The organism is Vibrio limimangrovi (assembly GCF_054064025.1).
In genome coordinates this window covers 170,977-185,846 of record NZ_JBSUGF010000011.1, presented here as the reverse complement: position 1 = coordinate 185,846, position 14,870 = coordinate 170,977, and the positions used below count along the sequence as shown (strand labels likewise).

11 protein-coding genes are annotated in these 14,870 nt (G+C 45.8%); 3 read left to right on the top strand and 8 right to left on the bottom strand.

The window, feature by feature from the left end; genetic code table 11:
• The first annotated feature begins 66 nt into the window (after positions 1-66).
• Together ACWYU8_RS16215 and ACWYU8_RS16210 are read left to right on the top strand one after the other, a co-directional pair.
• Complete coding sequence (locus ACWYU8_RS16215; RefSeq protein ID WP_457520779.1) at positions 67-687, top strand: TRIC cation channel family protein; 621 nt, start codon at positions 67-69, stop codon at positions 685-687.
• A gap of 130 nt (positions 688-817) precedes the next feature.
• On the top strand, positions 818-1,684 hold the full coding sequence (locus ACWYU8_RS16210) for a LysR family transcriptional regulator (RefSeq protein WP_457520778.1): 867 nt from the start codon (positions 818-820) through the stop codon (positions 1,682-1,684).
• On the opposite strand, the gene ACWYU8_RS16205 is transcribed toward ACWYU8_RS16210, so the two are convergent.
• The 6 genes from ACWYU8_RS16205 to secA form a co-directional block, all read right to left on the bottom strand.
• Positions 1,614-2,393, bottom strand: coding sequence for a TSUP family transporter (locus tag ACWYU8_RS16205; protein WP_457520777.1), 780 nt, complete (start codon positions 2,391-2,393; stop codon positions 1,614-1,616). The genes ACWYU8_RS16210 and ACWYU8_RS16205 overlap by 71 nt on opposite strands.
• A gap of 207 nt (positions 2,394-2,600) precedes the next feature.
• A complete protein-coding gene (carB, locus tag ACWYU8_RS16200; protein WP_457520776.1) occupies positions 2,601-5,834 on the bottom strand; it encodes a carbamoyl-phosphate synthase large subunit in 3,234 nt (1,077 codons plus the stop codon).
• 16 nt (positions 5,835-5,850) lie between these two features.
• Positions 5,851-6,990 carry a glutamine-hydrolyzing carbamoyl-phosphate synthase small subunit gene (gene carA / locus ACWYU8_RS16195; RefSeq protein ID WP_457520775.1) on the bottom strand — a complete coding sequence of 380 codons (1,140 nt, stop codon included), beginning with the start codon at positions 6,988-6,990 and terminating at the stop codon, positions 5,851-5,853.
• 481 nt (positions 6,991-7,471) lie between these two features.
• Positions 7,472-8,281 carry a 4-hydroxy-tetrahydrodipicolinate reductase gene (dapB, locus tag ACWYU8_RS16190; RefSeq protein WP_457520774.1) on the bottom strand — a complete coding sequence of 270 codons (810 nt, stop codon included), beginning with the start codon at positions 8,279-8,281 and terminating at the stop codon, positions 7,472-7,474.
• 112 nt (positions 8,282-8,393) lie between these two features.
• Positions 8,394-8,795, bottom strand: coding sequence for an 8-oxo-dGTP diphosphatase MutT (gene mutT / locus ACWYU8_RS16185; protein WP_457520773.1), 402 nt, complete (start codon positions 8,793-8,795; stop codon positions 8,394-8,396).
• Positions 8,796-8,924: 129 nt separating this feature from the next.
• On the bottom strand, positions 8,925-11,651 hold the full coding sequence (secA, locus tag ACWYU8_RS16180) for a preprotein translocase subunit SecA (RefSeq protein ID WP_457520772.1): 2,727 nt from the start codon (positions 11,649-11,651) through the stop codon (positions 8,925-8,927).
• 411 nt (positions 11,652-12,062) lie between these two features.
• Between secA and ACWYU8_RS16175 the strand changes: the two genes are divergently transcribed.
• A complete protein-coding gene (locus ACWYU8_RS16175) occupies positions 12,063-12,518 on the top strand; it encodes a DUF721 domain-containing protein (RefSeq protein ID WP_457520771.1) in 456 nt (151 codons plus the stop codon).
• 89 nt (positions 12,519-12,607) lie between these two features.
• Here the strand turns inward: ACWYU8_RS16175 and lpxC are convergent, their stop codons facing one another.
• Positions 12,608-13,525: a UDP-3-O-acyl-N-acetylglucosamine deacetylase gene (gene lpxC, locus ACWYU8_RS16170; RefSeq protein ID WP_457520770.1), complete on the bottom strand. Its 918-nt coding sequence runs from the start codon at positions 13,523-13,525 to the stop codon at positions 12,608-12,610.
• A gap of 101 nt (positions 13,526-13,626) precedes the next feature.
• A complete protein-coding gene (gene ftsZ, locus ACWYU8_RS16165; RefSeq protein ID WP_457520769.1) occupies positions 13,627-14,859 on the bottom strand; it encodes a cell division protein FtsZ in 1,233 nt (410 codons plus the stop codon).
• Between the last annotated feature and the right edge of the window lie 11 nt (positions 14,860-14,870).

Genomic DNA, 14,870 nt, shown 5'->3' with positions numbered 1-14,870 from the left:
TTTCGTGGTAAATACCGTACAATTTGCGCCCATTTTTTATCACACTTTTTAAAGGTACCAAGTAACATGGATTCCATGCTGCTTTACATGATCGATATATTCGGCACCGCTATTTTCGCTATCTCTGGCGTTTTACTGGCTGGCCGATTGAAGATGGATCCATTCGGAGTCATTGTACTCGGTAGCGTTACGGCTATTGGTGGCGGGACTATCCGGGATATGGCACTCGGTGCTACACCCGTTTTTTGGATCACCGATACGACTTACCTCTGGGTGATCTTTATTACCTGTCTGCTCACAATGCTCATCGTGCGCCGCCCCAAACGCCTTGCTTGGTGGGTTTTACCTGTTTGTGATGCGGTAGGCCTCTCCGTATTTGTTGGCATCGGAGTTGAAAAGGCACTGGCTTATAACGCATCCGGAATGGTCGCCGTGATCATGGGCGTCATTACTGGATGCGGTGGTGGCATCATTCGTGATGTGCTGGCAAGAGAAGTACCAATGGTCTTAAGAAGTGAAGTCTATGCCACGGCATGTATTATTGGCGGGATCTTCCATACCACAGCCGTCGCCATGGGTTATGACCACTCAACGGCCTTGATGGCTTGTGTAAGCTCAACCTTAATCATTCGTCTGGGGGCAATTCGCTGGCATCTTTCCTTGCCTACCTTTGCGCTCAATCGCTAATCCGAAACGCTTTTCGCATCATAAGGAGCCGACCATCGTGCCGGCTCTTGTTATTTTGAACCCCACCTCTCGCCAATTCAACGGCGGTGCGTTAAATTAACGCTACTATTCCCTATTTTCATCAATCGGTATGTTATTAGAAGGCATTGAAACCTTACTCGTTTTGAGTAAAGAAAAAACCATGAGCCGTACAGGCAGTCAGCTGTACATTAGCCAGTCTGCTGTGAGTAAGCGTATTGCCAATCTGGAAAAGAAATTAGGGAAAAAGCTGATTGAACCAAGCGGCCGACATATCAAGTTAACTTCAGACGCGCTTGCTCTAATCGATACAATAGCGCCAACCTTCAACGAGCTGATTGGTCAAATTCACGATCAACAAGTGCTAGAAGATACTTCCTTGATTAAACTCGATTGTTCAGAAACGCTGGTCGCTGGTTATCTGAGTTTGATCATGAAAGAGCGATTCACAGAAGATCCCTATCTGCGCATCTCAACCAACCATACGCCAAGAATCATAGAAAACGTTAAATCAGGAAAAGCGACGCTTGGATTCTGTGCTGGCTATTTGCCTCCGCATCACGGCTTGATGAGCTTTCACCTTGCCGACGAACCCTTCAGCATCGTTAGCAAATACCCTCTCACCAAATTACCTAAAGCCGTATTGACCAACGACTTAAATAATCCGGCCAATACTTATCAACAGGCTATTTTATCTAAGCACGGCATCGAACCTCTCATGGAGATGGACTCTTATACCGCAGCGGCGCAATTAGCATTAGGCGGAATGGCACCCGCTTTGATCCCCAAATCTATCGTCAACACGCTCAACATTGACGCAAAATTTAGTTTTGACTTCGAAGAGCTGACAACTTTCATCCGGCCAATTCACATCTGCTTACGTCATAGCACTTATCGCAATCAACGGGTCAAAAAACTGACAGAAGCCATTGCTGATGTTGTTGCCAGAGAAGTTTTATCGCCATCAACATCGACATAGTAATCACTACAGGTCGAATCCACTTCTGACCTTTTGTCACCACCACTTTCGCTCCTAACTGAGCACCGATAAAGCCACCGACAGCCATGGTTAAGCCGATCTCCCACACCGGAAGCCCGGCTAATACAAAGAAGAGCAATGCCGCAATATTAGAAGTGAAGTTGAGGATTTTAGTCCGCGCGGTGGCTTCAACTAAAGAAAAATGCCCCAGAACAACAAAGCATACAGTGAAGATCGAGCCAGTTCCCGGGCCGAAGAATCCGTCATAAAAACCCACACCACCACCGATACAAAGTGCAAACATTGCCTCTGAAACCTTTGGTTCTCCCCCTGTTTTTTTCGTTGTTGGTGCAAGTAAAAAATAGAGTGAAATCGCAATGAGCAGAACCGGAATTAAGCTGGTCAGAACACCCGCATCAATAAATTGCACCAACTCAGCTCCGATGGCGGAACCAATGAAAGTGCATAAGATGGCAACCCGCATCTCTTTCAAACTGACAATGCCATTGCGCACGAAATACCAGCTAGCGGAAAAACTACCGAATGAGCTTTGAAGTTTATTGGTTGCCAACGCCTGAGTCGGGCTAAGCCCCGCAGCCAGTAACGCAGGAAGTGTTAACAAACCGCCTCCGCCCGCCATTGCATCAATAAACCCGGCCACTGATGCTACTAAAAACAGCGCTGCCAAAACCTCAAATGTAATTTCCACTTATGCTTCCTTGTCAAACAGATAGATACCGAAAGGAAAGCAACGGTAGCACTAATCAGCAAAGAGACAAAAGGAAAGACAAGACACCAACCTATTCCAACTTTTCATCAGTGTAAGGAAAAGCAAAATAAAAAAGCCCGCTCAGATGAGCGGGCAATGAGGTTGTCATATAAGCTCTGAATTATGAGCTTACTGATTTTTATCTATTTACGCTTCCAGACTCGCTTTCACTTTAGCGTGAAGCTCTTGAACAGAAGTTACTGACGCTTTCGCATCAGCAGTGTGAGACATACACGTTGCGAACGCAGCGTTTAGCGTTGTTGTGTAGTTCACTTTCTCTGCCAGCGCACCACGGCGTAGAACTTTCGAATCTTCAATTGCTTGACGACCTGACGCCGTGTTCACAATGTAGGTGTATTCGTTGTTCTTGATGCGGTCAAGAATGTGTGGACGACCTTCGTGTACTTTGTTTACCAGGCGTGGGTTGATACCCGCTTCGCCTAGAATTACAGCCGTACCGTGAGTTGCGTCCAACTGGTAGCCTAGTTTCACTAGCTTAGAAGCCAGGTCAACAACACGCTCTTTATCACCTTCACGTACTGATAGTAGTGCACGACCACCTTCAGGATAAACGCTGCCACAGCCTAGTTCCGCTTTCGCGTAAGCTTCTGCGAACGTTGCACCAACACCCATCACTTCACCTGTAGAGCGCATTTCTGGGCCTAACAGTGGGTCAACGCCTGGGAACTTGTTGAACGGCAGAACGACTTCTTTCACTGAGTAGTAAGGTGGAATAATCTCTTTAGTAAAGCCTTGTGACTCCAGAGATTGACCCGCCATAACACGTGCAGCGATTTTCGCTAGTGGTGCACCAGTCGCTTTCGATACGAATGGTACCGTACGAGCAGCACGAGGGTTAACTTCGATTAGGTAAACTTCGTTGTCTTTCACTGCGAACTGAGTGTTCATCAGACCACGTACACCAAGTTCGAATGCTAGTTTCTCAACTTGCTCACGCATCTTATCCTGGATTTCCTGGCTTAGCGTGTAAGCAGGAAGTGAACATGCTGAGTCACCTGAGTGAACACCCGCTTGCTCAATGTGCTCCATGATACCGCCGATAACTACGCGCTCACCGTCACAGATAGCGTCGATGTCAACTTCAGTTGCGTCATCAAGGAAACGGTCTAGCAGTACTGGAGACTCGTTCGATACGCTTACTGCTTCGTTGAAGTAGCGACGTAGATCTTGCTCGTCGTATACGATTTCCATCGCACGACCACCCAGTACGTAAGATGGACGAACAACCAGTGGGAAGCCAATGTCTTTCGACTTCTCAATCGCTTGCTCCATCGTTGTTACGGTCGCGTTTTGTGGTTGCAGAAGACCTAGACGCTCAACTGCCGCTTGGAAACGCTCACGGTCTTCCGCACGGTCGATAGCGTCAGGGCTAGTACCAATGATTGGCACACCAGCTGCTTCCAGTGCACGAGCCAGTTTAAGTGGAGTTTGGCCACCGTACTGAACAATCACACCTTTAGGTTTCTCAACGCGAGCAATAGACAGTACATCTTCCAGTGTTACTGGTTCGAAGTACAGACGGTCAGACGTATCGTAGTCTGTTGATACCGTCTCTGGGTTACAGTTAACCATGATGGTTTCGTAACCGTCTTCACGAAGCGCTAGTGATGCGTGTACACAACAGTAGTCGAATTCGATACCTTGGCCGATACGGTTTGGACCGCCGCCAAGAACCATGATCTTGTCTTTGTCTGTTGGGTTCGCTTCACACTCTTCATCGTAAGATGAGTACATGTAAGCCGTGTCAGAAGAGAATTCTGCTGCACAAGTATCTACACGCTTGTAAACCGGGTGAATATCGAACTGTTCACGCGCACGACGAATTTCACTTTCAGCCACACCAAGTAGTTTAGACAGGCGAGCATCAGAGAAGCCTTTGCGCTTCAGTAGACGAAGAACGTCTTTGGTCAAGCCTGCGTAACCGCCTGCTTTCACTTCTTCTTCTAGTTTCACTAGCTCTTCAATTTGGACCAGGAACCAGCGATCGATGTTGGTTAGGTTGAACACGCCATCTACTGACATGCCAGCACGGAATGCATCCGCAATGTACCAAATACGCTCTGCACCCGCTTCTTTTAGCTCGTGGCGAATCTTCGTCAGTGCATCGGGTGCTTCTAGATCAACCATTTCATCAAAGCCAGTCGCGCCAACTTCCAGGCCACGAAGTGCTTTATGAAGAGATTCTTGTTGGTTACGACCAATCGCCATCACCTCACCAACTGATTTCATCTGAGTAGTCAGACGGTCGTTCGCACCGGCAAATTTCTCGAAGTTAAAACGAGGAATCTTAGTCACTACATAGTCGATAGTTGGTTCGAATGATGCTGGAGTTGCACCACCAGTGATGTCGTTTTGTAGCTCGTCCAGAGTGAAGCCAACAGCCAGTTTCGCTGCAATCTTCGCGATTGGGAAACCTGTTGCTTTTGACGCTAGCGCTGAAGAACGAGATACACGTGGGTTCATCTCGATGATAACCATACGGCCATCTTTCGGGTTGATACCAAACTGTACGTTTGAACCACCTGTTTCAACACCGATTTCACGCAGAACCGCTAGCGATGCATTACGCATTAGCTGGTATTCTTTATCAGTCAGTGTTTGAGCAGGTGCAACCGTGATTGAGTCACCAGTGTGGATACCCATTGGGTCGAAGTTTTCGATTGAACATACGATGATACAGTTGTCCGCTTTATCGCGAACCACTTCCATTTCGTACTCTTTCCAACCGATTAGAGATTCATCGATAAGAAGTTCGTTAGTCGGAGACAGATCCAGACCACGACGACAGATTTCTTCGAACTCTTCTTTGTTGTACGCAATACCGCCACCAGTACCACCCATGGTGAACGATGGACGGATGATACAAGGGAAGCCAACCATGTCTAAAACTTTGTAAGCTTCTTCCATCGTTTTCGCCGTATCAGCGCGTGGACACTCAAGACCGATAGACTTCATTGCTTTATCGAAGCGAGAACGATCTTCTGCTTTATCAATCGCGTCTGCCGTTGCACCAATCATTTCTACGCCGAACTCTTCAAGAACGCCGTGCTTCTCTAGTTCCAGAGCACAGTTTAGCGCTGTTTGACCACCCATTGTTGGTAGTACCGCATCTGGGCGCTCTTTTTCGATGATCTTACGTACTACTTCCCACTGAATCGGCTCGATGTAAGTCGCATCCGCCATTTCAGGGTCAGTCATGATCGTTGCAGGGTTAGAGTTAACTAGGATAACTCGGTAGCCTTCTTCACGAAGAGCTTTACACGCTTGTGCGCCAGAGTAGTCAAACTCACAGGCCTGGCCGATAACAATCGGACCAGCACCAAGAATAAGAATACTTTGAATGTCGGTACGTTTTGGCATTGTCTACTACTCCGAATTAAGCGCTGTGTTGTTTGATTAGTTCGATAAAGTGGTCGAATAGCGGTGCCGCGTCATGTGGACCTGGGCTTGCTTCTGGGTGACCTTGGAAGCTAAATGCTGGTTTGTCTGTACGGTGAATACCTTGTAGAGAACCATCAAATAGAGATACGTGAGTAGCACGTAGATTTTCCGGCAACGTTGCTTCATCTGCAGCAAAACCGTGGTTTTGAGAGGTAATCATTACAACGTTACGGTCTAAATCTTTCACCGGGTGGTTAGCACCATGGTGGCCAAACTTCATCTTCACAGTTTTAGCACCAGAGGCCAATGCCAGGATTTGGTGACCTAGACAGATACCGAAGACTGGTAAACCTTTTTCCAGGAATACTTTTGTTGCTTCAATCGCGTAAGTACATGGTTCTGGGTCGCCAGGGCCGTTTGATAGGAAAACGCCGTCTGGGTTAAGAGCCAGTACTTCTTCTGCTGAAGTTTCAGCAGGTACAACAGTCAAGCGGCAACCACGGTCAACTAACATACGTAGAATGTTGCGTTTAGCACCGAAGTCGTATGCAACGACATGGTACGGTAACTCGCTGTCATCTTTCGCCTCTGGAAGTCCACCTTCAAGCGTCCATGAACCTTGTTTCCATTGATACGCTTCTTTAGTTGTCACAACTTTCGCAAGATCCATCCCTTTCAAACCTGGGAATTCTTTTGCTTTAGCCAGTGCCAATGTTTCATCCAAGCTTTCACCTGCAACGATACAACCGTTCTGCGCACCTTTTTCACGTAAGATACGAGTCAGTTTGCGCGTATCAATGTCAGCGATGCCAACAATATTTTGTGATTTAAGGTAATCAGAAAGGGATTGCTCATTACGGAAGTTAGAAGCGATAAGAGGAAGATCGCGGATCACAAGGCCTTGTGCATGGATTGAAGAAGATTCTTCATCTTCGGAAGTCGTTCCGGTATTGCCAATGTGAGGATAAGTAAGAGTAACGATTTGCTGAGAATAGGAAGGATCAGTGAGGATTTCTTGATACCCCGTCATCGAGGTATTGAAAACAACTTCACCGACGGAAACGCCATCTGCCCCAATGGACACTCCGCGGAACACTGTCCCATCTTCTAGGACTAACAGTGCTAATTTACCCAAGACAACCTCCAGAATAAAAATGCAAAAAAAATAAATCAAACTGCAAACATGCCTTCCTTTACCTAAAAATTCGACATAATTAGGTACTTCAGACAAATTGGCGGTATTCTAAAGACGGACTTCAAACCTGTCAACACACAATCAAAAATAAATCACCATTTTCTAGCGAGTAAAGCCATTTGGGCATAATAAGCCTCAAAAATGCAAGTTTTACTCTACGTAAGATGATGAGGGATGCTTTTTTTGTGAATTTTACAAATTTGAACTTTCTATAGATCACAAAAATTGATGATATTTTTACGCAAACGTTAACCACACAAAATAAGTACGATCTTTTAGGCGTTACGACAAAAACAAAACACCAAACCACCAAAATACACAACTAACTAAACGAAAAAATCGTTCTTTGTTGAATCATATATTTTACATCTTGATAAGTACCTATAAAAAAGCCGGCTTACGCCGGCGAATAATTATGTATTTACAGTTCATTCAAACCCAATACATCAGTCATACTATAAAAGCCCGCAGGTTTGGTACTTAACCAAACTGCCGCTTTCACCGCACCGTTAGCAAAGGTCATACGGTCGGTCGCTTTATGCGTAATTTCGACTCGCTCGCCGATATCAGCGAACATCGCCGTGTGTTCGCCAACGATATCCCCGGCTCGAATGGTCGCAAATCCAATTTCGTCTTTGGTACGCTCGCCAGTGATCCCTTCTCGGGCATAAACCGCAACGTCGTTAAGTTTGTTACCCATCGCACCAGCAATGGCTTCACCCATACCGATTGCTGTACCTGATGGTGCATCCACTTTATGACGATGGTGCGCTTCTACAATCTCAATATCACAGTAGTCACCCATGACTTTGGCTGCTTTCTCCAGCAGTTTAAAGACTAGGTTCACACCAACAGAGTAATTCGGAGCCATTACAACAGGAACTTGTTTTGCTGCTTCATCGATAAGCGCACGTTCCTCGTCACTAAAGCCAGTGGTGCCAATTACAATGCTCTTACCATGCTGTTTACATAACTCAAGGTTAGCTAAGGTGCTTACTGGTGCAGTAAAATCGATAATAACATCAAAGTTATCCACTTCTTTAGCTAGATCATCTGTCAATACGACATCGAATTTACCTTCGCCACAAAGTTCACCGATATCAACACCGACGAGTGATGATTCTGGACGCTCAGATCCTGCCGCTACCGAAGCTTCTTGATTGTGGTGTGAAGCTTTGACTAAATTGCGGCCCATGCGGCCAGCTGCCCCTGCGATTGCAATACGAACCATTGCGTTTTATCTCCTTCTCTGGATAACAAGGTGTGCACTCATTATCTCTTCTCGCTGAATCTTTTTAAACTAACAACATACCTTGCGAACCACAAGATGATTAATGTCGAAACTAGGAAGAAAACTCTTGCACCACTCTCTCAAGAATTGGCACATTGGCTTCTGGAAATGCATATTCAGGCAGGTCGCTTACATTAACCCATTGTCCTTCCTGACCTTCTTTTCCATAAGGTTCATTTTCAAAAGCGGTCACTGAGATAAAATCGAACTTCAGGGATTTGTCTGGGTAGTCGTATTCAAGGTGTTCAAACAGGGCTTGCTCTGTCACGCGAATGCCTATTTCTTCATCTAGCTCTCGAATCATCGCTTGCTCAATGCTTTCTTCCGCTTCTACTTTTCCGCCAGGAAACTCCCAGAAGCCACCTTGATGTTTGTCATCAGGGCGTTTAGTTATGAATATTTGCGATTTATCCTGGTTAAAAATGATCGCCGCAACGATGTGAATTCTTTTCATGGAGATTAGTCCCTAAAACTGAAATGCTGCTAAACCCTACAGTGAGGATAGCGTCTGTGGAAACAATAAATTTTACTTAAAAAAAGAGCCGCCTCAGCGACTCTTTGTAAATCCATCATCAAACTCTATTTAGTTGATTTGACCGTGGCACTGTTTGTACTTTTTGCCGCTGCCACATGGACAAGGCTCATTACGACCCACTTTACGTTCATCACGAACAACAGGTTGGTGCGAATCATCAACTTCTTCACCATCAGCCAGCTGGTTTTCGGCTGCTGCATGTTGAGCTTGTGCACGACGTGCCGCTTCTTCAGCTTGAGCACGACGTTGCTCTTCCATACGCTCAACTTCTTCTTGTTGTTGAACACGTACGCGAGACAACACAGTGATGACATCTGTTTTCAATGCATCTAATAAACCTTCGAACAGTTCAAACGACTCGCGCTTGTACTCTTGTTTCGGGTTCTTCTGCGCGTAACCACGTAGGTGAATACCTTGACGTAAGTGATCCATTGCCGCCAAATGCTCTTTCCAAAGCGTATCCAGCGTCTGTAGCATCACTGATTTCTCGAAGTTACGCAGCACTTGTGCACCAACCACTTCTTCTTTCGCTTTGTAGACTTCAACAGCCAATGCAATGATCTTCTCACGAAGTGCTTCTTCGTAAAGCTTGTCATCTTCTTCAAGCCATTGCTTGATTGGCGCATCTAAATCAAAGTCAGCTTTCAGACGCTCTTGCAGACCTTCCACATCCCACATGTCTTCCAGAGATTGTGGTGGTATGTACTCATCAATAACCGCGATCATTACGTCTTGACGATTCTGCTCGATCATATCGCTGATATCATCAACGCTCATCAACTCGTCACGTAATTCGTATACCACTTTACGCTGGTCGTTGGCTACGTCATCGTACTCAAGCAATTGCTTACGAATATCGAAGTTGCGACCTTCCACTTTACGCTGCGCTTTTTCGATTGAGCGAGAAAGCATTTTCGACTCGATGGCTTCGCCTTCTTCCATACCACTTTGGATTAGGCTTGCCATACGATCGGAGGTAAAGATACGCAGGAGTGAATCTTCCATCGATAGATAGAAGCGAGAAGAACCCGCGTCACCCTGACGACCAGAACGACCACGTAACTGGTTATCGATACGACGAGATTCGTGGCGCTCGGTACCGATAATGTGTAGACCACCCGCTTCCAGAACTTGAACGTGCACGACTCGCCAGTCCGCTTTAATCGCATCGATTTGTTCTTTGGTTGGGTTTTCCAACGTTTCCACTTTTGACTGCCAGCTACCACCCAATACGATATCGGTACCACGACCCGCCATGTTAGTCGCGATAGTTACTGCACCAGGCATACCCGCTTCAGCAACGATTTCCGCTTCTTTCTCGTGGAATTTAGCATTCAATACATTGTGCTTAATCTTCGCTTTCTTAAGCGCATTAGACAGCAACTCTGATTTTTCGATTGAAACGGTACCTACCAGAGACGGCTGACCTTTTGCCACTCGCTCTTTGATATCTTCAATGATTGCTGCAAACTTTTCTGCTTCAGTACGATACACCACATCCGGCATATCATTACGAATCATTGGTTTGTTGGTTGGAACAACCACTGTTTCCAGGCCGTAGATAGACTGGAACTCAAACGCTTCAGTATCTGCTGTACCAGTCATGCCTGACAGTTTTTCGTACAGACGGAAGTAGTTCTGGAAAGTGATGGAAGCCAGCGTCTGGTTTTCGTTTTGAATCTTAACGCCTTCTTTCGCTTCAACAGCTTGATGCAAACCTTCTGACCAGCGGCGACCTGGCATCGTACGGCCTGTATGTTCGTCAACGATTACCACTTCGCCGTCTTCAGTAACAATGTAGTCCACGTTACGTTCGAATAAAACGTGGGCACGCAGGGCTGCATTAACGTGGTGAAGCAGGCTGATATTCGCTGGAGAATAAAGCGTATCACCTTCTTCCATCAGACCATTCTTAACCAGTAGTTCTTCTACGTACTCTTGACCCGTTTCAGTCAGGTAAACTTGCTTAGATTTTTCGTCTACAGTGTAGTGACCGTCACCGCGGTACTCTTCTGAATCTTCTTTGTCTTGCTTTTCAAGATGTGGAATCAATAGGTTGATGCGTGTGTACAGTTCAGAACTGTCTTCAGCCGGACCAGAAATGATTAGCGGAGTACGAGCTTCATCGATAAGGATTGAGTCCACTTCATCGACTACCGCAAAGAAACGTTCACGTTGAACACGGTCTTCAGTACGGAAAGCCATGTTATCGCGAAGGTAGTCAAAACCAAATTCGTTGTTTGTTCCGTAAAGAATATCCGCTTGGTACGCCGCTTTTTTCTCATGAGGCGGCATGTTTGGCACGTTAACACCAACTGTCATGCCTAAGAATTCAAATAGTGGGCGGTTTGTCTCTGCGTCACGCTTAGCAAGGTAATCGTTCACCGTTACTACGTGAACACCTTTGCCAGCAAGTGCATTCAGGTAAGCGGGAAGAGTAGCAGTTAGAGTCTTACCTTCACCTGTACGCATTTCCGCGATTTGGCCTGCGTTCAGAACCATACCACCGATGAGCTGAACGTCGAAGTGGCGCATTCCGTATACACGCTTAGACGCTTCACGGACAGTAGCAAAGGCTTCAGGAATAAGTTGATCAAGAGTTTCGCCCTTATCTAGACGCTCACGAAATTCAACAGTTTTCGCTTTTAATTCTTCATCACTCAGAGCTTCAAAAGTCGGCTCGTAATTATTAATCTCTTTTACAATTTTTCTAAGGCGGCGCAGTGTTCGGTCGTTGCGACTGCCAATTACTTTTGTCAGTAGCTTAGTTATCATTTTTCGTGAATCTCTCTTTCATCAGACCGTTCCCGATCTACTCGTAATGCATTCAGTTTCTGCCAGTTTGGAACTAAGGATACTGAGATAAATCATTTATCAACTGATATTGAGTCCAAACATCCATATTTCAAGGCTAAATTCGAAACAATGTGGCTTAGTGTAAGGATTTTTAATCGATACAACCATAAATAGACGTATTTGTTTGAAGCACTCTGAAGTTTTTAGTTAAAGTGGCGATCGATTAGCCAACATTCCGCCAGCAAAGCGGTGAATCTATTAATCTTGCTTTTCAATTCGCTAATTCCACAGCCGAATGTAAAACTGAAGCCAAAGTGGCTAATGTAAACTATACCTAGCTAGAAAGCTGCTCTAGAATAGTTCATATTTCAACAAAATTAGATTTTACCTATGCGTGATCATCGCCCAACCTCAACAGAGGATGTTATTGCTGAGTCTCAGTTTAAGCAGATTCAAGAACATGCCGGAGAAATCTTGCAGATCAATCAAGCTTTGCAAGAACTTTTGCCGAAAGGAACCGCTGATCATTGCCGGGTAGCAAACATTCGCAACGGCCACCTGTTAATCGATGTATCGAGTGCGGCGATCAAAATGAAGATCGACTACGATCGTCTCATGATCCTCAATAAGCTGCGAACCCAGGGTTTTGCAAAATTGATGAGTGTTGAGATCAGAATTAATCCCTCTCTTTATCGCAATCGATATGAGCAAGATGACAGGCCAAAACGGCCACCATTGACTGAATCTGCTGCAAAATCCCTGATGATCATTGCCGATATGGCGCCACCTAAAATTCAGGAACGCCTAAAAAGGTTGGCCGATATGGCAGACAAATCAAAGCAATAACAGAGCTAGTCAGCAACAGGGCTAACAAACATAAATTTTAGATAGAAAAAAACCAGGTCAAGACCTGGTTTTTACTATTCTTAGCTGAATTACGCTAGTACCATGTTTGGTTCCGCAAATGCGACTGGCGAACCGACTTCTTCTTCGAATGTTGTCCACTCCCATGCTTCCTGATCTGCCAGAACAGCACGAAGAAGCTGGTTGTTTAGACCATGGCCTGATTTGTATGCACGGAATTCACCGATAATTGGGTGACCACACATGTAAAGATCACCAATTGCATCCAGCACTTTATGAGTAACGAACTCATTATCAAAGCGCAGACCTTCTTCATTCAGAATACGGTAATCATCCAGCACGATAGCATTATCGAAACTACCACCTAAAACTAAGTTTTGAGATTGTAGATATTCAATATCACGCATAAAACCAAACGTACGTGCACGAGAAATTTCGCGTACGAACCCTTTAGATGAGAAATCAAACAGAAGACGTTGCTCGTCTGACTCAATCGCAGGGTGGTTAAAGTCTATTTCGAAGTCCATACGGAAACCGTTAAATGGCACAAATTCTGCCCATTTATCGCCATCTTCGAAACGAACTGGCTTTTTAATGCGGATAAAACGCTTCGGTGCATTTTGCATTTCGATACCAGCTTGCTGAAGCAGGTATACGAATGGGCTTGCGCTGCCATCCATGATTGGGATTTCAGGCGCGTCAACTTCAATAACAATGTTGTCGATACCCATACCAGAAAGCGCTGCATTCAAGTGTTCAACCGTTGAAATACGCACGCCTTGATCGTTCACCAATGCGGTACATAGCATTGTGTCACGAACAGACGCTGGGTCAGCTGGAAAATCTACAGGTGGATTTACATCGGTACGACGGTAAATGATACCTGTATTTGCAGCAGCCGGGCGCAGAGTAAGCGTGACTTTACGACCAGAGTGGAGACCCACACCAGTTGTTTTCACTATCTCTTTCAGAGTACGTTGTCTGATCATCTGCTTGCCTCTCTAAAGTGTGCTACAAAACACGGTCGTCTGTAACGTCGACCGTGAATGCTACCATAATTTTGAACTATGTCAAATTTATGGGTTAAAGATTAATCAGCCTGACGACGCAAAAATGCCGGGATATCTAGATATCCGCTTTCCTTCTCTTGCTTTGGTGCCGCAGAACCTTGGCCTGAAGACGCAGCAGAAGAAGAAACGGTATTTGTAGGCTGATGAGTGACCTGTGGCTTCTCTTGTACTTGAGTACGCATAGTTTGTGCCGGAGTCTCTTCAGCTTGCGTTACAGCAACTTGCTGTGGTTGAGCTTGAGGAGCCGCAGCTACTTTCGCTTTGCCACCAGCAACCAACGTAATGTCAGGTTTTCTTTCGTTGCCAATACCAGTAGCAACAACCGTTACGCGGATCTCGTCAGTCATATCTGGGTCTAGAGAGGTACCGATAACCACAGTCGCATTGTCAGAAGCAAATGCTTTAACTGTGTTACCTACCGTCTCAAACTCATCAAGACGCATATCCAGACCAGCAGTAATGTTAACAAGAACACCACGAGCTCCAGCCAGATCGATATCTTCCAGAAGCGGGCTAGAAATTGCCATTTCAGCGGCTTCTTCAGCGCGGTCTTCGCCTTTAGCGATACCACTACCCATCATCGCGTGACCCATTTCAGACATCACTGTACGTACGTCGGCAAAGTCGACGTTGATCATACCAGGACGAGTAATAAGTTCCGCGATACCCTGCACTGCGTTTTTAAGAACGTCATTCGCACTTGCAAACGCTTCTAGCAAAGTCACGCCACGACCAAGAACTTTAAGTAGCTTTTCGTTTGGAATGGTAATCAATGAGTCAACATGTTTTGAAAGCTCATCGATACCTTGTTCTGCAAACGCTAAACGCTTTTTACCTTCAAAGCTAAATGGTTTAGTTACCACTGCCACGGTAAGAATGCCTAGCTCTTTCGCTACTTCAGCGATAACAGGTGCTGCACCAGTACCTGTACCGCCACCCATACCAGCCGCGATAAACACCATATCGGCACCAGTTAGGGAATCTTTAATTCTGTCTCTGTCTTCGAGAGCTGCCTCACGGCCGACCTGTGGATTCGCACCTGCACCCAGACCTTTAGTGATATCACCACCAATCTGAATAACATTGCCAACGCTTGTCTTACGAAGTGCTTGCGCATCAGTGTTTACGCTGATGAATTCCACACCTTCGATGGATTCACGCACCATGTGTTCAACAGCGTTACCACCGCCGCCACCAACTCCAACGACCTTGATTACTGCATCGTCAGACATTTCCATCATCGGTTCAAACATGTGTTGTCTCC

Bases quoted from the DNA above. Each gene is read 5' to 3' on its own strand.
- ACWYU8_RS16215 (WP_457520779.1), top strand. From the start codon at position 67: ATGGATTCCATGCTGCTTTACATGATCGATATATTCGGCACCGCTATT.
- ACWYU8_RS16210 (WP_457520778.1), top strand. From the start codon at position 818: ATGTTATTAGAAGGCATTGAAACCTTACTCGTTTTGAGTAAAGAAAAA.
- carB (WP_457520776.1), bottom strand. From the start codon at position 5,834: ATGCCAAAACGTACCGACATTCAAAGTATTCTTATTCTTGGTGCTGGT.
- dapB (WP_457520774.1), bottom strand. From the start codon at position 8,281: ATGGTTCGTATTGCAATCGCAGGGGCAGCTGGCCGCATGGGCCGCAAT.
- mutT (WP_457520773.1), bottom strand. From the start codon at position 8,795: ATGAAAAGAATTCACATCGTTGCGGCGATCATTTTTAACCAGGATAAA.
- secA (WP_457520772.1), bottom strand. From the start codon at position 11,651: ATGATAACTAAGCTACTGACAAAAGTAATTGGCAGTCGCAACGACCGA.
- ACWYU8_RS16175 (WP_457520771.1), top strand. From the start codon at position 12,063: ATGCGTGATCATCGCCCAACCTCAACAGAGGATGTTATTGCTGAGTCT.
- lpxC (WP_457520770.1), bottom strand. From the start codon at position 13,525: ATGATCAGACAACGTACTCTGAAAGAGATAGTGAAAACAACTGGTGTG.
- ftsZ (WP_457520769.1), bottom strand. From the start codon at position 14,859: ATGTTTGAACCGATGATGGAAATGTCTGACGATGCAGTAATCAAGGTC.